General features: G+C 72.5%; 18 protein-coding genes. 6 read left to right on the top strand and 12 right to left on the bottom strand.

What is annotated here, in order from left to right:
- Positions 1 to 18: 18 nt before the first annotated feature.
- On the bottom strand, positions 19 to 645 hold the full coding sequence (locus tag SMD20_RS36695) for a DUF6758 family protein (RefSeq protein ID WP_329590083.1): 627 nt from the start codon (positions 643 to 645) through the stop codon (positions 19 to 21).
- Between the two features lie 74 nt (positions 646 to 719).
- On the opposite strand from SMD20_RS36695, the gene SMD20_RS36690 reads away from it, so the two are divergent.
- Complete coding sequence (locus tag SMD20_RS36690) at positions 720 to 1,115, top strand: NUDIX hydrolase (RefSeq protein ID WP_329590081.1); 396 nt, start codon at positions 720 to 722, stop codon at positions 1,113 to 1,115.
- Here SMD20_RS36690 and SMD20_RS36685 read toward each other — a convergent pair.
- Both SMD20_RS36685 and SMD20_RS36680 read right to left on the bottom strand, forming a co-directional pair.
- Entirely contained in the window at positions 1,104 to 3,599 is a 2,496-nt protein-coding gene (locus SMD20_RS36685) for a hypothetical protein (protein ID WP_329590080.1), read from the bottom strand. The genes SMD20_RS36690 and SMD20_RS36685 overlap by 12 nt on opposite strands.
- 911 nt (positions 3,600 to 4,510) lie before the next feature.
- Positions 4,511 to 5,512, bottom strand: coding sequence for a CPBP family intramembrane glutamic endopeptidase (locus SMD20_RS36680; RefSeq protein ID WP_329590078.1), 1,002 nt, complete (start codon positions 5,510 to 5,512; stop codon positions 4,511 to 4,513).
- A 99-nt stretch (positions 5,513 to 5,611) separates the two neighbouring features.
- On the opposite strand from SMD20_RS36680, the gene SMD20_RS36675 reads away from it, so the two are divergent.
- On the top strand, positions 5,612 to 6,328 hold the full coding sequence (locus tag SMD20_RS36675) for a hypothetical protein (RefSeq protein WP_329590076.1): 717 nt from the start codon (positions 5,612 to 5,614) through the stop codon (positions 6,326 to 6,328).
- Entirely contained in the window at positions 6,325 to 6,870 is a 546-nt protein-coding gene (locus tag SMD20_RS36670; protein ID WP_329590074.1) for a DUF6529 family protein, read from the top strand. Before SMD20_RS36675 ends, SMD20_RS36670 begins: the two co-directional genes overlap by 4 nt.
- Here SMD20_RS36670 and SMD20_RS36665 read toward each other — a convergent pair.
- Positions 6,860 to 7,792: an HpcH/HpaI aldolase/citrate lyase family protein gene (locus SMD20_RS36665; protein WP_329590072.1), complete on the bottom strand. Its 933-nt coding sequence runs from the start codon at positions 7,790 to 7,792 to the stop codon at positions 6,860 to 6,862. The genes SMD20_RS36670 and SMD20_RS36665 overlap by 11 nt on opposite strands.
- Before the next feature lie 63 nt (positions 7,793 to 7,855).
- Complete coding sequence (locus SMD20_RS36660; protein WP_329590070.1) at positions 7,856 to 8,992, bottom strand: Mrp/NBP35 family ATP-binding protein; 1,137 nt, start codon at positions 8,990 to 8,992, stop codon at positions 7,856 to 7,858.
- A 160-nt stretch (positions 8,993 to 9,152) separates the two neighbouring features.
- Between SMD20_RS36660 and SMD20_RS36655 the strand changes: the two genes are divergently transcribed.
- Entirely contained in the window at positions 9,153 to 9,641 is a 489-nt protein-coding gene (locus SMD20_RS36655; RefSeq protein ID WP_329590068.1) for a MarR family winged helix-turn-helix transcriptional regulator, read from the top strand.
- On the opposite strand, the gene SMD20_RS36650 is transcribed toward SMD20_RS36655, so the two are convergent.
- Positions 9,613 to 10,107, bottom strand: a complete 495-nt coding sequence (locus SMD20_RS36650) for a DUF1003 domain-containing protein (protein WP_329590066.1) — start codon at positions 10,105 to 10,107, stop codon at positions 9,613 to 9,615. The two genes, SMD20_RS36655 and SMD20_RS36650, sit on opposite strands and share 29 nt — an antisense overlap.
- Positions 10,104 to 11,306: a magnesium transporter MgtE N-terminal domain-containing protein gene (locus SMD20_RS36645; protein WP_442942547.1), complete on the bottom strand. Its 1,203-nt coding sequence runs from the start codon at positions 11,304 to 11,306 to the stop codon at positions 10,104 to 10,106. The genes SMD20_RS36650 and SMD20_RS36645 overlap by 4 nt, the downstream gene beginning before the upstream one ends.
- 99 nt (positions 11,307 to 11,405) lie before the next feature.
- Between SMD20_RS36645 and SMD20_RS36640 the strand changes: the two genes are divergently transcribed.
- The gene (locus SMD20_RS36640) at positions 11,406 to 12,383 is read left to right on the top strand and encodes an EamA family transporter (protein ID WP_329590064.1); all 978 of its coding nucleotides are present in this window, start codon (positions 11,406 to 11,408) and stop codon (positions 12,381 to 12,383) included.
- Here the strand turns inward: SMD20_RS36640 and SMD20_RS36635 are convergent.
- The 5 genes from SMD20_RS36635 to sigE form a co-directional block, all read right to left on the bottom strand.
- Positions 12,367 to 12,747 (bottom strand): hypothetical protein, encoded by a 381-nt coding sequence (locus SMD20_RS36635; protein ID WP_329590062.1) that lies wholly within the window; start codon positions 12,745 to 12,747, stop codon positions 12,367 to 12,369. The genes SMD20_RS36640 and SMD20_RS36635 overlap by 17 nt on opposite strands.
- Positions 12,747 to 13,109: a sec-independent translocase gene (locus tag SMD20_RS36630; protein WP_329590060.1), complete on the bottom strand. Its 363-nt coding sequence runs from the start codon at positions 13,107 to 13,109 to the stop codon at positions 12,747 to 12,749. Before SMD20_RS36630 ends, SMD20_RS36635 begins: the two co-directional genes overlap by 1 nt.
- A 123-nt stretch (positions 13,110 to 13,232) precedes the next feature.
- On the bottom strand, positions 13,233 to 15,146 hold the full coding sequence (locus SMD20_RS36625; RefSeq protein ID WP_329590058.1) for a trypsin-like peptidase domain-containing protein: 1,914 nt from the start codon (positions 15,144 to 15,146) through the stop codon (positions 13,233 to 13,235).
- A 141-nt stretch (positions 15,147 to 15,287) separates the two neighbouring features.
- Positions 15,288 to 15,809 (bottom strand): anti-sigma factor family protein, encoded by a 522-nt coding sequence (locus SMD20_RS36620; RefSeq protein ID WP_329590057.1) that lies wholly within the window; start codon positions 15,807 to 15,809, stop codon positions 15,288 to 15,290.
- Between the two features lies 1 nt (position 15,810).
- Positions 15,811 to 16,443 carry an RNA polymerase sigma factor SigE gene (gene sigE / locus SMD20_RS36615; protein WP_329590055.1) on the bottom strand — a complete coding sequence of 211 codons (633 nt, stop codon included), beginning with the start codon at positions 16,441 to 16,443 and terminating at the stop codon, positions 15,811 to 15,813.
- A gap of 173 nt (positions 16,444 to 16,616) precedes the next feature.
- Between sigE and SMD20_RS36610 the strand changes: the two genes are divergently transcribed.
- Positions 16,617 to 17,255, top strand: a complete 639-nt coding sequence (locus SMD20_RS36610) for an O-methyltransferase (protein ID WP_091086951.1) — start codon at positions 16,617 to 16,619, stop codon at positions 17,253 to 17,255.
- Position 17,256: the final 1 nt, after the last annotated feature.

Here is a 17,256-nt window from a genome sequence, read left to right as displayed (position 1 = left end):
GAATCGCGAAAGCGGGTCCTAGTCCTCGAGCCGTGGCGAGAAGGCCCCGAAGGGCACGTCCAGATCGTGGTCGCGGGCGTCGATCAGGGACAGCTCGGCGAGCGCGATCATGCATCCGGCGTCGGCCGGCCAGCAGATCGTCCACAGCCAGTTGCCCAGGGCCTCGCCCGCGTAGACCGCGCGGTCGTCCTCGCCGTCGACGCACCACAGCGGCGCGGGATGCCCGAGCACCTCGATCTTGGCGTTGGGCGGACCCTCGTCGAACCCCGTGCCGGGGTCGGGGCCGTCCAGGCCCGCGAACGCCGCGCCGAGCCCGATGCCCGGCTCCTCGGCGATGATCAGCATGTCGGCCGGCCCTTCCACCAGGGACGGACCGGTGAGCGCGACGACGCTGGCACGGGCGCCGGTGCGCTGGTCGCCCACCTCGGCGAAACCGGTCACCACCCATAGGGAGGGCAGCGGCCACGGCAGCCATACGGGCACGACGGAACTCTTGCGCATCGCGTCCAGGGCCTCGCGGGTCGGCGGCCACGGAGGCTGATACGGCAGGACGTCGCCGTGCGTGTCACATCGGTACGCGCTTGACCAGGCGCCCGGCCCGTGAAGCGGGCCAAAACACCGTGGGCAGGTTGGAGCCGCTCTCACACCTACCCACGGTGCTTTCTCGGGTACGGCCCCGTCAAGGCCGGTCCCCGTTATCCCGTCGTAATCTTGGTCATGTGCGCGTAAATTGTGTCGGCGCCGTCATCCTCGACGCCGCCGGACGGATCCTGCTCGTCCAGCGGGGGCGTCCTCCGGGCGTCGGCCTGTGGTCCGTGCCCGGCGGCCGGCTGGAGCCCGGCGAGGACGACGAGGCGGGCGTGCGGCGTGAGGTCCTGGAGGAGACCGGCCTGCGGGTCGAGGTGGGCCCGCTGGCCGGCGTCGTGGAGCGCCCCGGCCCCGGCGGCGTCACGTACGTGATCCGCGACTACCACGCCACCGTGACCGGCGGGACGGCGGCGGCCGGTGACGACGCCGCCGACCTGCGCTGGTGCACGCCGGCCGAGCTCGCCGGGCTGCCGCTCACCGAGGGCCTGCTGGAGACGCTCACCGGATGGGGAGCCCTACCGGCTTGAGGTCAGGCTGGACGTCCACAGGATGAGGTGGTCGGCGTCGTACGTGGTGGACCGCCCGAGCGCCACCACCTCCGACCCCGACACCGCCACGGCGGTGAGCCACTGCATCCCCGGGCCGGCCAGCCGGTCCTTCGTGAGCGCCATGCGGTTCCAGTTCAGGCCGTCCTGGGAGGTCCAGGCGGCGCTGTCGCCCTCGCCGGGCACGCCGTGCCAGCCGACCGCCACCAGGCCCTCGGCCGCCGCCGCGAGGTCGTAGACCGCGGCCGCCTGCTCGGCGGGCAGCCACGAGGTCTCCCAGCTCTCGCCGTCGTCGGCGGAGACCGCCGCGAAGGCGCGGCGGGAGCCGCCGGTGAGCGCGGTGCCCATTGCCACCAGCCTGCCCTGGTGCTCCACGATCCGGCGCAGCCCGGCGGACGCGGCGTCCGGCGGGGCCACGCGGGGGCGGGCGCTCCAGTTGAGCCCGTCCTCGGAGTACCAGACGAGGCTGCTCTCCCGGTCGGCCGGGCCCGCGCCGCCCACCGCCACGAACCCGTCCGCCGTCGCGGCCACGTCGTGCACGCGCGCGCCGGAGCCGCCCTGCGGCAGCTTGTCCGCCCTGGTGAACCTGCGCAGGTCGGAGGTGAACCACAGGGCCGCGCCCGCGGTGTTCGACTGGTCGGTGTCCTGGCCGGCCAGCACGTAGCCCTTCTTGCCCGCGGCGACGACCCGCGGCTCCAGGCCCACGTGGCCGGACCGCCTGGCCAGGTCGCCCGAGACGTTCACCCGCCTCCAGGACTCGCCGTCGGCCGAGGTCACCAGCAGGGGGTCGGTGACGCCGACGTTGGTCTCGGTGCCGCCGACCGCGAGCCAGCCCCGGGAGCCGTGGGCCACGTCGTCCAGCCGCTGGCGGCCGGAGCCGCCGAGACTCATGGACTTCCAGCTCTGCCAGTTCCTGATCGTCCACAGGCCGGCGTCGCCGGAGGCCGAGCCGACGGCGACGTACCGGCCGCCGAAGCTGGTCAGGGCGCTCGTCTCGCGGGCCATGCGGGTCAGGCCGGCGACGTCGCCGAGCGGCACGCGGGCGGCCTGGCCGCGCGGCGGCGCGGACATCAGCACGAGCTGGTTGTCCACGTCGGAGGCGGCCTGGTCGCCGCCCGCGAACAGGGTGCCGCCCTCGGCGATGGTGAAGCCGCGCAACGTGGCGTTGCGCAGGTTCCCGAGGTCGGCCCGCTTGGTCCAGCCGCGGCCGTCGGACGTGGTCAGCACGGCGTACCGGCCGAGGCCGGCCTGCGCGATCGCCGCCGCCCCCGACTCGTACGAGATCAGCGACTCGACGCCGACGCTCTCGCCGCCGAGGCCCGCGATCGAGCCGCACTGCGCCCACTCGTCGCCGCCCGGGGAGCAGTAGACGCGTACGTCGCCCGTGATCGTGCGCTGCCGCGTCGGCACCAGCACGAACCGCTTGGGCAGCACCGCCAGCGTCCCCGTGCGCGGCATCGCCTCGGGGAGCAGGAAGTCCGTGACCTGCCAGGTACGCCCGCCGTCGGCCGACCGGACGACCCGCGAACCCTCGCCCTCCGCGGGTCGCCCGATGGCCACGACGGTGTCGCCCTTGGCGACCACCGCGTTGATCTCGCGTATCTGCAGGCCCGTCGCCTCGGCCCGCTCCCAGGCGCGGCCGTCGGCCGACCGCCAGGCGGCCGGGCCCGGCGCGCCGTCGTCGCCCGTGGTGGTGCCGACCGCGACGAACCCCGATGACGTACGGGCGATGTCGGCGATCCGGTCGCCCGCGCGGAACGCGGTCAGGGCGGAGGCGGGCACGGCGTCCCAGCTGAAGCCGTCGGCGCTGGTCCACAGGCCGCGCTCGCCGGTGCCGAAGTCCTCGCCACTGGCCAGCCAGCGCCCGCCGCCGCCGACGACGCGCTGGACGGTGGGGGCGGAGGCACCGTTGACCTGGCCGAGCTGCCACGTCTTGCCGCCGTCGGGCGAGAACAGGAACAGCGGGCGCGGGGTGGGGTCGGTGATGTCGCTGCCGACGGCGACGACCGCGCGGCCGACCGAGGCCATGTCGTTGAGCTTCTGGTTGACGCCGTCACCGGCGGCCGGGACGGTGAACAGCTCGTCGCCCGAGCGGCCGGTCCCGGCGGCCAGGCTGAGACCTTGGGGCTCCTCGCCGGCCCACTGCCAGACGAGCACCCCGGTCGCCACCAGGAGGGCGGCGGCGACGGTGAGGACGACGGGGGTGGCGCGGCTGCCCCCGCGTACGGGGCTGGACCTGCGGACGGCGGCGGGGGCCGGGCCCCTGTGATGGCGTCCGCTCGCGCCTTGGGGGCGGGCGGGGCCGCTCGCCACGAGCAGGTCGGGCCTGGTCGGCCGACCGGCCGGTGGGCGGCCGACGCGCCGCACCTCGGGCTCGTCCTCCCCGCCGGGCTCGGGCGCGTCGGCGGGGACCACCAGCCGGTACGGGGCCGTACGCGGGTCCCTGCGCGGCGTCTCCTCCTCCACGCCCTCCCGCGTCCCGGAGGCGGCCTCCTGGCCCTCTCGGCCCTCCCTGTGCCGCGACTCCTCCCGAGGCCCCTGTACGGCCTCCTGAGCGTCCTCCTGCCCCCTCGGCGACTCGGGCGGCGCGTGACCGGCAGAGGGGGGTTGGGCGGACGCGTCGGCGGACGCAGTGTCGTGGGAACCCGACGGGTCCCGAGGGGCCGCTGGGTCGTGCGCTGTGGAGGCCGACGGGCCCTGGGGAGCCGACGGGCCTTCGGGGGCCGCTGCGTCCTGCAGGGCTGTGTCCTGGGGGGCCGATGGGCCCTCGGGGGCCGGGGGCTTTCTGGGAGGGCCGGAGGCGACGAGTTTGTCCGGGCGGTTGACCACTCGGCGCGGCCGGCGGCGCGGCTCGGCCTCGGGCTCCGCCGTCGGCGAGCTGTAGGGCCGGCGTCCCTTGGGCGGCTCCTGCGGCGCCTCGTCCGGTACGGGCGCCGCGAAGGGCGGCATGCCCCACGGGGACGTCAGGGGTAAGCCCCTGGCCCGGTCGTCGGTGGGCCCGGGCGGGGAGTGGCTGATCCTCGGCTCTGGAGAAGATTGCGGCTCGGACGCGCCCTCGGAGCGGGGGTCGTCGTCGCCTGGCGGTCGCCGTGGCGGTTCGCTGGGGCCGGAGGCCACGCGCCGTACCTCCTAGTCGAACTAGTCGTACGGGAACGGTCACCATCCGGGACCGTTCCAGGAAGGATGTCCGTCCTTATGCGCTTATTTCGAGTTTTTCTGTCTCACTCGACGAAGTATCACACGCGCCAACCCTTACCCCGCCGGACCGAAACGATCACCTCCGGAAGCCCTCGCCCTCCCCACAGGTTCCAGAGCAGCACGAATGAGCGCGAATGGCGAGACCTCTCTAGTGAGATTCCCCCAACCGCTAGCCCGATTTATCTAGAAATTGTGGCGATTGACCGCTTTTTGGCCAGGTACAAAACCCCGAGCGAGAACACCAGGAACTGCACCGCCGTCCCCGTCAGCGCCTGCCACGGCACCGCCACCTCCGCCTGGTTCAGCGACTCCTGCAACTCCCCCGCCGCCGCGCTCAGCCCGAACGCCACCAGATTGTTGAGCACGTGCAGCGCGATCGCCGCCTCCAGCCCTCCGGTACGCACCGACAACCAGCCCATCACCACGCCGAACGCGAACACGTCGGCGAGCCCCATCCACGAGTAGCCGTGCAGCGAGGCGAACAGCGCCGCCCCGACGACGATGCCCCACACGGGGTTGCTCACGTGCGCCCCGACGGCCTGGAGGAACCAGCCGCGGAAGACGTACTCCTCGGCGGCGGCCTGGAACGGCACCAGCACCAGGATCACCACGAACACGGGCAGGAACGCCTCCCAGCCCACCCACCCGAACATGCCGGCCTCCGCGCCGGTCAGGGTCAGCATCAGCCACTGCGCGGCCTGTCCGAGCACCATCGCCAGCACCGCCAGCCCCATGCACCGGACCATCCAGCCCCAGCGCAGCCGGCCGGCCACGGACGACAGCGTCCCCGGCCTGCGCCGCTGCACCAGCGCCGTCACGCCCAGCACGAGGAGCAGCACGGGCGCGATCGACATCAACGTCGTGGCCAGCCCGAACGGGGTGCCCTCAGGCAGCCCGGTGTTCACGTCCACCGGCGAGGGCAGGCCGAACACGGCGGCGAACAGCATGCCCGCGGTGATCACCAGGAACCCGATGACGAAGAACCCGAGCGCGATCACCAGCGTGCCGACGATCGAGCGCCACGGCCGGGCGACCTCGTTCCGCGCCAGATGGTCGAAGCGGGCACCCGAGGGCATCGGCAGGAACCAGGACCGCTGCGGCGGCACGGGCGGATAGGGATACTGCGGCTGCGGGTACGCGGCCCCGTACGGGTGGCGCGGCGGACCAGGGTTCTCCTGCATTCCTCCATTCTGTCCATCTGATGCGCAATAGTTCACAGACGGATCGCGCTTTTGGGCGGATGCTCTCAGAGGTAGGCACTTCAACCCTGGGAGCAGTCCATGTCAAGGCTGGGACCTGTCATCACCCTCGTGGCGGGAGCCGTGCTCGCCGCGGGGCTCGGTGTCGCCAGCGTCAACGCGACACCTGCGGCGAACACCGCCGCCCCCAACGTGGAGAACTCCGTTCCCGACGAGGAACAGACGGCTGAGGAACAGACGACTGAGGAGCCGGCGCAGGAGGCGCAGCCGACGCCCACCCCCGAGCGGACGGAGGAGAAGAAGATCGCCAAGGCCGACTACGGCGGCCGCGTCACCGGCAACGGCGGCCTCATCGCCATCTCGATCAGGAACGGCAAGGCCGTCGGCTACTTCTGCGACGGCCGCGCGGAAGCCTGGTTCAAGGGCACCCAGTCGGGCGACTCGGTCAGCCTGACAGGGGTCAGGACCGGCAAGGTGACCGCCGACCTCGGCGCCGGCAGGGCCACCGGCCAGTTGTCGCTCGGCGGCAAGAAGTGGAGCTTCGTCGCCCAGGCCGTGCGCAAGCCGTCGGGCCTTTACCGGGCCACCGCCCTCGTGCGCGGCGCCCAGTACCGCGCCGGCTGGATCCGGATCAAGAACCCGGACGGCAGCTACACCTCGGTCGGCGCCGCCACCTCGAACGACAGCCTGGTGCCCGTGCCCACGCTGAACCCCGACCAGCCGACCGCGCCGCTGACGGTGGACGGCACCACGGTCTACCCGAAGGACGTCGACGGCTTCATCGAGGAGATGTCATGACCGCCATCCACCGGACGCCCTCGCGTGGCCTGGCCTCGTTGCTGGTGCCGCTGCTGATCGGCGGGCTCGTGGTGCTCGCGCTCGGCGTGTACGGCCGCGCGCACACCCCCACCGGCTACGCCGTCGGCGTGGCGGGCTTCTCCGCCGCCCTGCCGATGAAGGCGTGGCTGACCACCGCCGCGCTCGTGCTGGCGTTCGTCCAGGTCGTCTCGGCCCTGTCGATGTGGGGCAAGCTGGGGATCGCCGTCCCGGCGGGGGTGCACCGCTGGTCGGGGCGGCTGGCGTTCCTGCTGACGATCCCGGTCGCCTTCCACTGCCTGTACGCGCTCGGCCTCCAGTACGACGTGCCCAGGGTGCTCGCGCACTCCCTTCTCGGCTGCTTCTTCTACGGGGTGTTCACCGCGAAGATGCTGGCCCTGCCCAAGCGGGACACGCCGGGCTGGACGCTGCCGGTGTTCGGCGGGCTGGCGTTCACCGCGCTGGTGGGGCTCTGGCTGACCTCGGCGTTCTGGTTCTTCACGGCCGTGGGCATCAAGGTGTGAAGGTGACGGTCCTGCTCAGCCCGGCCGCGCGCCCCTTGGCGGCCACGACGAGCGCCATCTTGCGCGAGGCCTCGTCGATCATCTCGTCGCCCAGCATGACCGCGCCGCGCTTCTCCACGGTGGTGTAGTACTCGTACGCCTCCAGGATCAGCTCGGCGTGGTCGTAGTCCTCCTGCACCGGCGAGAACACCTCGTTGGCCGCGTCCACCTGGGAGGGGTGCAGCACCCACTTGCCGTCGAAGCCCAGCGCCGCCGACCGCCGGGCGACCCGGCGGAAGCCGTCGACGTCCTTGATCTGGAGGTAGGGGCCGTCGATGACCTGGAGGTCGTGGCTGCGGGCCGCCATGAGCAGGCGCATGAGGATGTAGTGGTAGGCGTCGCCCTCGGTGTAGCCGGGCGGCTGCTCGCCGACGACGAGCGTGCGCATGTTGATCGAGGCCATGAAGTCGGCGGGCCCGAACACCAGCGTCTCCAGCCGCCGCGAGGAGCCGGCGATCATGTCGACGTTGACCAGGCCGCGGGCGTTCTCGATCTGCGCCTCGATCCCGATCCTGCCGGGCTCGTAGCCCATGGCCTTCTCGATCTGCGTCAGCAGCGTGTCGAGCCAGACCACCTCGGTCGGGTCCTGCACCTTGGGCAGCATCACGCAGTCGAGGAACTCGCCCGCGCCCTCGACGACCTCGATGACGTCGCGGTAGGTCCACTGCGTGGCGAGGTCGTTGACCCGCACCACGCGCGTCTTGCCCGACCAGTCGCCCTCGCGCAGCGCGGCGACGACGTTGCGCCGCGCGTCCTCCTTGGCGGCCGGCGCGACGGAGTCCTCAAGGTCGAGGAAGACCTCGTCGACGGGCAGGGTCTGGGCCTTCTCCAGGAAGCGCGGGCTGCTCCCCGGCACCGCGAGAACCGAACGACGTGAGCGCATGCGCACACGCTACTGGTGGTGCCGCCCCCTTCCGGCGGCGGCACCCACCCGTACGTGGCCGGCTCAGCGGCGCGGGGCCAGGCCGAGCTGGAGGCCCTTCAGGCTGGAGGAGCGCTTGCTCAGGGCGCCCGCGATCGAGCGCAGCTCGGCCGCGGCGGGCGAGTCGGGGTCGGTGAGGACCAGCGGCTTGCCCTCGTCGCCGCCCTCGCGCAGCCGCATGTCGATCGGGACCTGCCCGAGCAGCGGCACCCGCGCGCCGAGGATGCGGGTCAGCGCGTCGGCGACGGTCTGGCCGCCGCCCTCGCCGAACACCGAGATGCGCTCGTCGCAGTGGGGGCAGGGCAGCCAGGACATGTTCTCGATGACGCCGGCGATCTGCTGGTGGGTCTGCGCGGCGATGGAGCCGGCGCGCTCGGCCACCTCGGCGGCGGCCGTCTGCGGCGTGGTCACGACCAGGATCTCGGCTCCCGGGAGCCGCTGCGCCACGGAGATGGCGATGTCGCCGGTGCCGGGCGGCAGGTCGAGCAGCAGGACGTCGAGGTCGCCCCAGTAGACGTCGGCCAGGAACTGGTGGAGCGCCCGGTCGAGCATCGGCCCGCGCCAGACGACCGGGTCGTTGCCCTCGGGCTTGAACATGCCGACCGAGATGACCTTGATGTCGTGGGCCACCGGCGGCATGATCATGTCTTCGACCTTGGTGGGCCGCTCGGCGGCGCCCAGCATGCGGGGGACGCTGTGGCCGTAGATGTCGGCGTCGACGATGCCCACCTTGAGGCCGCTCGCGGCCATGGCGGCGGCCAGGTTGACGGTCACGGACGACTTGCCGACGCCGCCCTTGCCGCTCGCCACGGCGAACACGCGGGTCAGCGAGCCGGGCTGGTTGAAGGGGATCTCCTTCTCCGGCCCGCGGTTGCCGCGCAGCTTGGTCTGGAGCTCCTTGCGCTGCTCGGTGCTCATCACGTCCAGTTCGATCTGGACGCCGGTCACGCCTTCGACCTTGGAGACGGCGGTGGTGACGTCGCGGGTGATGGTGTCCCGCATCGGGCAGCCCGCCACGGTGAGGTAGACGCCCACGCGCACCGCACCGCCGGGAGCGATATCGATGCTCTTGACCATGCCGAGGTCCGTGATCGGACGGCGGATCTCGGGGTCGATGACGGTGGAAAGAGCCGCCGTCACCAGTTCCTGGGTAGGTGCCATCGAAGTCTCGGCACGAGGGAGTGCCGTCCCTCCTTTGTCGGTATATGTGTGACAGGCGCTGGACGCCAGCGAGGATGCCCCTCCATGGTATGAACCGGCGGCCCCGCTGAGTTAATCCGTGCTGTTAGATGTCTGTGCAACAACGTCCTAAGGTTACTCCGTGACTCTTCTGCGCGACGAGGGCCTCACCGCCGAGGAGCTGGCGGTCTGGCGGATGCTGCAGCGCGCCCAGGTGCGCATCACCCGCCGCCTGGAGGCTGAGCTGCTCGTCGCCCATGATCTGCCACTGGCCTCGTACGAGGTGCTCATGCAGCTCGCCGAGGCGGACGGGCGGCGGCTGCGGATGAACGACCTGGCCGACCGCGTGCTGCTGTCGCGCAGCGGCCTGACCCGCCTCATCGACCGGCTGCAGCGCGACGGCCTGGTGACCCGCGAGGCGTGCCCCGACGACGCCCGCGGCCTGTTCGCGGTGCTGACCGACGCCGGGGAGGGCCGGCTGGCCGAGGCCACGCCCACCTATCTGCGCGGCATCAGGACGCAGTTCCTCGACATGCTGGGCAGCGGCGAGATCGGCCAGATCAGGGCCATGCTCGGCAGGCTCGACGGCGCCGGCGCAGGCGCTAGCGCGGCTGGCGGCGGCGCTCCCTGACCTCGGGCTCCTGGAGCTCCTCCAGCAGCCGGCCCAGCTCGGCGCGCAGGTAGTCGCGAGTGGCCACCTCGTTGATCGCGAGGCGCAGGCCGGCGATCTCGCGCGTCAGATACTCGATCTCGGCCTGGTTGCGCTCGGCGGCCTCGCGGTCCTGCTCGTACTGGATGCGGTCGCGGTCGTCCTGGCGGTTCTGGGCCAGCAGGATGAGCGGCGCGGCGTAGCTGGCCTGCAGCGACAGCATGAGCGTCAGGAAGATGAACGGGTAGGGGTCGAACTTGAGCGCGGACGGGACGGTCACGTTCCAGATCACCCAGACCGCGACGAACACCGTCATGTAGACGAGGAACCTGGCGGTGCCGAGGAAGCGCGCGATCCGCTCGGACAACCGGCCGAAGGCCTCCGGGTCGTAGTGCGGCCGCAGCGTGCGGCGCAGCTCGCGCGGCTGGTCGAGTCGTTCGGTGGTCACGTTTCGTCCCTCTCGCGCCAGTCCTCGGGCAGCAGGTGGTCCAGGACGTCGTCGACGGTCACCGCGCCGACGAGCCGGCCCAGCTCGTCCACGACCGGCGCCGCGACGAGGTTGTAGTTCGCGAGGTACGAGGTGACCTCGATCAGCGTGAAGTCCGGCCTGATGGGGTCGATCGACGGGTCCAGCGCCGCGCCGAGCAGCGTGGAGGGCGGCTCGCGCAGCAGGCGCTGGAAGTGCGCCACCCCCAGGTAGGTGCCGGTGGGGGTCTCGGTCGGCGGCCGGGAGACGAACACCTGGGCCGCGACGGCGGGCGAGAGGTCCTGCTGGCGGATGTGCGCCAGCGCCTCGGCCACCGTGGACGAGGGCGGCAGGATGACCGGCTCGCTGGTCATGACGCCGCCCGCGCTGTTCTCCGGATAGGTGAGCAGCCGCCGCACCGGCGCGGCCTCCCCCGGCTCCATCAGCGCCAGCAGCTCGGACGCCTGCTCGTCGGGCAGCTCGTGCAGCAGGTCGGCGGCGTCGTCGGGGCCCATCTCCTCAAGGACATGGGCCGCCCGCTCGGGCCCCAGCATGCCGAGGATGCCGACCTGGTCGTCCGGCGGCAGCTCCTCCAGCACGTCGGCGAGGCGGTCGTCGTCGAGCGCGCGGGCGATCTCGGTGCGCCGCTTGGGCGGCAGGTGGTGCAGGGCGCTCGCCACGTCGGCGGCCCGCATGGCCGCGAACGCCGCGATCAGCCCGGCCGCGCCCTGGTCCTGCTGGAGGGTGTCGAAGCCGGTGACCTCGTTCCAGTCGACCACGCGGGGGTCGCGCCGCCTGCGCCGGTAGACGGCGACCTTGGTGATCTCCCAGGTGGACGGCTTGACCTCCTCCATGGCCACGTCGTAGACGGTGACCTCCTCGCCGCCGACGCGTACGGACAGGTCGAGCAGCTCGCCGACGACCAGCGTCTCGGTCGCGCGCTGCTCGAACCTGCGCATGTTGAGCCGGCCGCTGAAGACGACGGCCCCGGCCTCGATGCGGCGGACGCGGGTGATGGGCAGGAAGACGCGGCGGCGCGGCTGGACCTCCACGACCAGGCCGTGGACGGTGGGGCGGCGGCCGGCGCGCAGGCTCGCCACCAGGTCGCGGACGCGGCCGATCTGGTCGCCCGCCGGGTCGAAGACCGGGGTCCCAGGGAGCCGCGCCACGAAGATCCTCACGTGGCCAGGCTAACAGCGCCGTCCCATTGCGCCAGGTGAGGGCGACATGTCAGGATCAAACCTGCTTGACGGTGATTACGACCCGGGAATGGTGTTGCGATGAGATATGCGGGGCTGGCGCTCGCGTTCGTGTCCTCGTGTTGTTTCGCGTTCTCGGGGCCCATGGCCAAATATCTGATCGCGGCCGGACTGGCGCCGATCGAGGCGGTGTGGACGCGGATGGCGGGCGCGGGGCTGCTGCTGATCGCCGTCCTCGCCATCGTACGGCCGCGCGCGCTGCGCATCCCCCGCTCCCGCATGCCGTTCTTCGCCCTGTACGCGATCATGGCGGTGGCCGGGGTCCAGTCGCTCTACTTCGTGGCCATCACGCGGCTGCCGGTGGGCATCGCCCTGCTGCTGGAGTTCATGGCGCCGGTGATGGTCGTCGCCTGGGTGCGGCTGGTGCGCAGGATCCGGCTGGCGCCCGCCGCCTACGTCGGCGCCGTGGCGGCCGTCCTTGGGCTCGCCATCGTGGTCGAGGCGTGGCAGGGCATGCGGATCGACGCGCTCGGCCTGCTGCTCGGGCTGGCCGCCGGGGCCTGCTGCGCGGGCTACTTCCTCATGAGCGACAGCTTCGGCGACGACGTGGACCCGCTCGGGCTCATCGCCTGGGGCATGGCGGGCGCGGCCGTGGTGCTGGTGCCCTTCGCCCGTCCGTGGGACATCCCCTGGAGCGCCTTCACCCTCACCACCACGCCGGCCGGGGGCGGGGTGAGCCTGCCCGTGCTGGGGGCGTACGTGTGGATGGTGCTGGTCGCGACCGTGGTGGCGTACATCCTGGGCGTCAACGCGGTGCGGCGGCTGTCGGCCGCCGTCGGGGCCACGGTCGCGTCGTTGGAGGTCATCGGCGGCGCCCTGGTGGCCTGGGGGCTGGTCGGCGAGACCCTCGGCGTGTTCCAGATCACCGGCGGGCTGCTCGTGCTGGCCGGCGCGCTGCTCGCGCAGACCGCGACCGCCTCGGCGCGGCCGGCGGAGGAACCCGGCGAGCCCGGCGAGCCCGGACTGGCGTCCCTGGACGGGGTCAGCTCACGGGGGTGAGCCGGACGACGACGCACTCGCGGGCCCACCGCTCGGTGAGGTGCTCGGCGTCGCGCGCGTTGAGCCGCTCCTTGGCGAGCGCCGCCACCGCCTCGGAGGCCCGCTCCTGGTCGACGACCGACACCGCGGCGTCGAACTCCACCAGCCTGGCGCCGTTGTCCTTGCTGCGCAGCGTCACGCGGACCCGGTCGAGCGCGTCGAGCCCGGGGAGGCTCTGCTCCTCGCCGCCGGTCACGAGGTAGATCGCGCCGTCGTGCCACACGTGCCAGGCGAGCCGGGATCCCCCGGCCAGGCCGAGCCAGAGGACGCCCGACTTCTTCGCGCCCTCCTCGACGCCGGGCGCCAGGGAGGGCTCCACGGGCATCAGGTGGCCTCGGAGTCGTACGGCGGGACCTCGCCGTAGCCCAGCTCGTCCACGACCGGCTCCGGCGAGTAGGAGGCCGCGACGGAGTCCAGCTCCTTCGGCTTGTCGTTCCAGGTGTCCTCGATGTCGTCGAGGAGATGCTTGCGGACGAACGTGCGCGGGTTGAGATCGGCCGGGTCGAAGTTCTGGAACTCCGGGCCCAGCCCGGCCCGCAGGTCGTCGCGCGCGTTGTTGGCCATGCGGCGCAGGTTGCGCAGCGTCCGGCCGGCCTGCGCGGCGGCCTGGGGCAGCTTGTCGGGGCCGAAGACCAGCAGCGCGAGGACGACCAGCGCCGCTATCTCCCCCCACCCGAGTCCGAACACCGTGAGCTCCTACCGCAGTCAACGCCTCCGAGGACAACCCCGGCCTATCCACAGACTAAGGGCTCCCGGGCACCGCTACGATGCCCGGCCTCTGGACAGCCTCGGGACAGCCCCGGATCGGCGTCAGGACGGCGTCGGCGACGGCCCGTCCTCGGCCACCACCGTCAGCGTGGCCGTGCGTTCCTGGCCGGCCCGCTGATACTTGATGTTCACCTTCGAGCCGGGGGCCTTGCTGCGGATCAGCGCGATCAGCTCGTTGCCGTCCTGCAGGGCGAGGCCGTCCATCTCCAGGATCACGTCACCGGCCCGGAGCCCGGCCTTGTCGGCGGGCCCGCCGGGGGTCACCGGCTGCTGGCCGGCCACGTTCGCGGTGGCGATCTTCACGCCCTGGCCGCGGTAGTCCTTCTCCAGCACGATGCCGATCTTCGGCCGCTTGGCCCGGCCAGTGCTGATCAGCTCCTCGGCCACCCGCCGCGTCTGGTTGACCGGGATCGCGAAGCCCAGGCCGATGCTGCCGCTCTGGCCGCCGATCGACCGGCTGAGCGTGGCGATGGCCGAGTTGACGCCGACGACCTCGCCGCGGCTGTTGACCAGCGGGCCGCCCGAGTTGCCGGGGTTGATCGCGGCGTCGGTCTGGATGGCGCTGATGTACGCGGTCTCCTCGCTGCCCCCGCCCGTCTCGTCGCCGGCGATGACGGGGCGGTTGAGCGAGCTGACGATGCCGGTCGTGACCGTGCCCGTCAGTCCGAGCGGCGAGCCGATCGCGATGACCGGGTCGCCCACGACCACCTGGTCGGAGTTGCCGAGGGTGATCTCCGGGGTCCCGAACGTCTCCTCCGGCTTGACCACGGCCAGGTCGGAGCCGGGGTCGCGGCCGACGATGCGGGCCGAGGTGGTCTTGCGGTTGTTGAACTGGATCCGGATCTCGCCGCCACTGGCCGCAAGGGCGACCACGTGGTTGTTGGTCACCACGTAGCCGTTCTTGATCAGGAAGCCGGAGCCGGTGGCGCCCTCGGTGTTGGAGCCGTTGCCGACCTCCAGGGAGACCACGCTGGGCAGCACCCGCGCGGCGACGCCCGCGATGGAGCCGGGCTCGCGGCTGGCCGCGCCGGTGGGCACCGGGCCGAGGCTGTAGGAGGGGTCAGTGGCGGCCGAGCCGCTGGGCCTGGTCAGCAGGTAGGTGCCGACGCTGCCGAGGCCGGAGGCCACCAGCGCGATGGCGAGGGCGATGGCGATCAGCCCGCCGGTGCCGGGACCGCGCCGCCGGTCGCCCGCCGGCCCGCCCTGGACCAGGGGCGGCGGGGCCCAGCCCGCGCCCATCCCGAGCGGCTGCCGGGGAGGCGGCGGCGACCCGCCCCCGTACGGCGCGCCGCCGAACGACGGGCTCCCGAACGGGTTACCACCGGACGACGGGCTCCCGAACGGGTTGCCCCCGGAGGACGGACCCCCGGACGACGGGCTCTCGAACGACGGGCTCTCGAACGACGCGCCGCCGAAGGACGGCCCACCGTAGGGCGGGGCCGCGGAGGACGGGCCGTCGAACGACGGGCTGCCGAACGACGGGCCGCCGTAGGGCGGGGCCGCCGACGACGGGCCGTCGAACGACGGGCTGCCGAACGACGGACCGCTGACGGTGTCGGCGAGCGGCCGATCACCGGACGCCCCGTCACCGTAGGGGTTGTCGCCGGATGCCGACCCGCCGTCGGGCCGCCCGAAGACGGGGCTCTCGTACTGGCGGGTGCCGTTGTCCTGGCCGCCGGGCGCGTACGAAGGCCCGCTCCCGCCCCCCTGCTCCCCCGACGAGGCGGGCGAGCCGCCATAGGGCGCGTAGGACGGCTGGTACGGCGGCGCCCCCGCGGGCTCGGCGGCGCGGCCCGACGGATCGCCCCAGGAGGTGCCGCCGAAGGAGGCGGGGGGTTCCGCGCGCCCGCCCGGCGACTCGGCCGGGTGGTCGGCGGGCAGGAACTCCGGCCGCCCCTGTGACTCGGGGTAGTCCGACGGCGTGCGTCCTTCGGTGGGGCGCGTCTCGTCGGTCATCTAAGTCTCACCACTCCTTGGCTCGGCCGCCGCAATCGTCGCCATTGCGACATACGAGGGTTATAAGGACCCGAACCCAGATCGTATGCCCGTACCATGCGCGGCTACGCCAACCTCGGCCATCTCCGGCATATCGGTACGTCAGGGAGTGTGGACCGCCGGAGCGCCCGACGGCGAGTGCTGCAACTTGTACAGCTCGACGGGCGGCGTCGGGGTCTCCTGACCCGCGCCGGAGACGGCGAAGAACGTGCCGAGGGCCACGGCGGCCGACACCACGCTCACCGCGACGTACGCCGAGCGCCGCCTACCGCCACGGCCGGGGCCCGAAGCCCCACCAGTGGCGTCCCTGCGGGGCCGGTTGTCCAGCGGGGCGATGCTGTGCGGGCCCGGGATGGGCACACCCCCGAAGGTACGGGTGGGAAAAGGGCGCTCCCTCGGCGGCAGCGGCCCGCCCGGCTCCGCCATGCGGAGCAGGGACATCGTGAGGTCGGCCGGCATCGCCGGCGTCTCCAGCGAGCGCAGTCGCGCCTTCAGCGCGCGTACGGACTCGACCTCCGCCCTGCAGTCGGCGCAGAAGGTCAGGTGCGCGAGCGCGCGCTCGCGCTCGTGGTGGCTGAGCTCGCCGTCGACCAGCGCGGAAACGCGTTCTCCAAGATGAGCCATATCAGACTTCCTCCCCAGGGATCACGGACGGGGGGAGTTGGTTGGCACGGGGGGCCCGGTGGTCGAGAGCCTCCCGCAACTGCGCCCGACCACGGTGGATGCGGCTCCGGACCGTGCCCAGCTTGACGCCGAGCGTTTTGGCGATCTCCTCGTAGGAGAGCCCCTCGATGTCGCAGAGCACGATCGCGGCACGAAACTCGGGCGCGAGCGCGTCGAGTGCGGCCTGGATGTCGGGCTCCAGATGGGCGTCGTCGAACGCCTGCGCCGGCGACGGCTCCCGGCCGCGCAGCCGCTCGGCGGCGTCGTCGGCCAGCCCCTCGAACCTGATGCGCTGCTTGCGCCGCGCCATGTCGAGGAACAGGTTGGTCGTGATCCGGTGCAGCCACCCCTCGAACGTGCCGGGGGTGTAGCTGGACAACGACCTGAAGACCCGGACGAAGACCTCCTGCGTGAGGTCCTCGGCGTCGTGGACGTTGCCGGTCAGCCGGTACGCGAGCCGGTACACGCGCGCGGAGTGCGTCCGCACGACTTCCTCCCATGTGGGAGGCGTCCAGTCAGACGACACGGGAGCATCCGTCTGGTGGTCGCTCTCGTCCACCAGAACTCCTCTCTCTGGGACCACCGCTATCGCCATAGTGCCTGGTTTCGTCCCTTCGTGCGCACTGCCTGCCTTCCGGACCGGCAAAGCCCGTTTAAACCTGCAACGCCTCGGGACCCTCCTGAGTTCCCGTCCCGGCGTGTCTCCCCTAGGCTGCGATCGGTGCCAATCACGCGGACACATCGCACGAAAGTGGGGGGAGGCGGCCGATGACCGATCAGGTGGAGGCCACTCTGGCCTATGCGGAGCAGTTTCATCAGGAGGATGAAATCCTGCACGCGGCGCGGCAGCGCGGGCTGGAGATGGGGGCCGTGCCCATCCTTCCCGGCGCGGGCGCGGCGCTGTGCTTCCTCGCCACCGCGGTCAACGCCAAGGCGGTGGTGGAGATCGGCACGGGCTGCGGCGTCTCAGGGCTGTGGCTGCTGCGCGGCATGCGCGCCGACGGCACGCTGACCAGCGTGGACGTCGAGCCCGAGCACCAGCGCCTGGCCCGGCAGGCGTTCGCGGAGGCCGGGTTCTCCGGCGCGCGGGTGCGGCTGATCTCCGGGCGGGCGCTCGACGTGCTGCCCCGCCTGTCCGACGGCGGCTACGACATGGTCTTCGCCGACGGCGCGAAGCAGGAGTACGCCGACTATCTGGCCGAGGCCGTCCGCCTGCTGCGCGTGGGCGGCATCGTGGCCTTCGACAACATGTTGTGGCACAACCGCGTGGCCGACCCGTCGCAGCGCGACCCCGACACGGTCGCGCTGCGCGAGCTCGGCAAGCTGGTGCAGTCGGACGAGCGGCTGCGCTCGGTGCTCATGCCCCTCGGCGACGGCCTGCTGGCCGCCGTCAAGGTGTCGGCGTAGG

Origin of the sequence: Nonomuraea sp. LP-02, assembly GCF_036289125.1 — a bacterium.
Lineage (GTDB): Bacteria > Actinomycetota > Actinomycetes > Streptosporangiales > Streptosporangiaceae > Nonomuraea > Nonomuraea bangladeshensis.
This window is presented reverse-complemented; position numbering and strand designations above follow the sequence as displayed.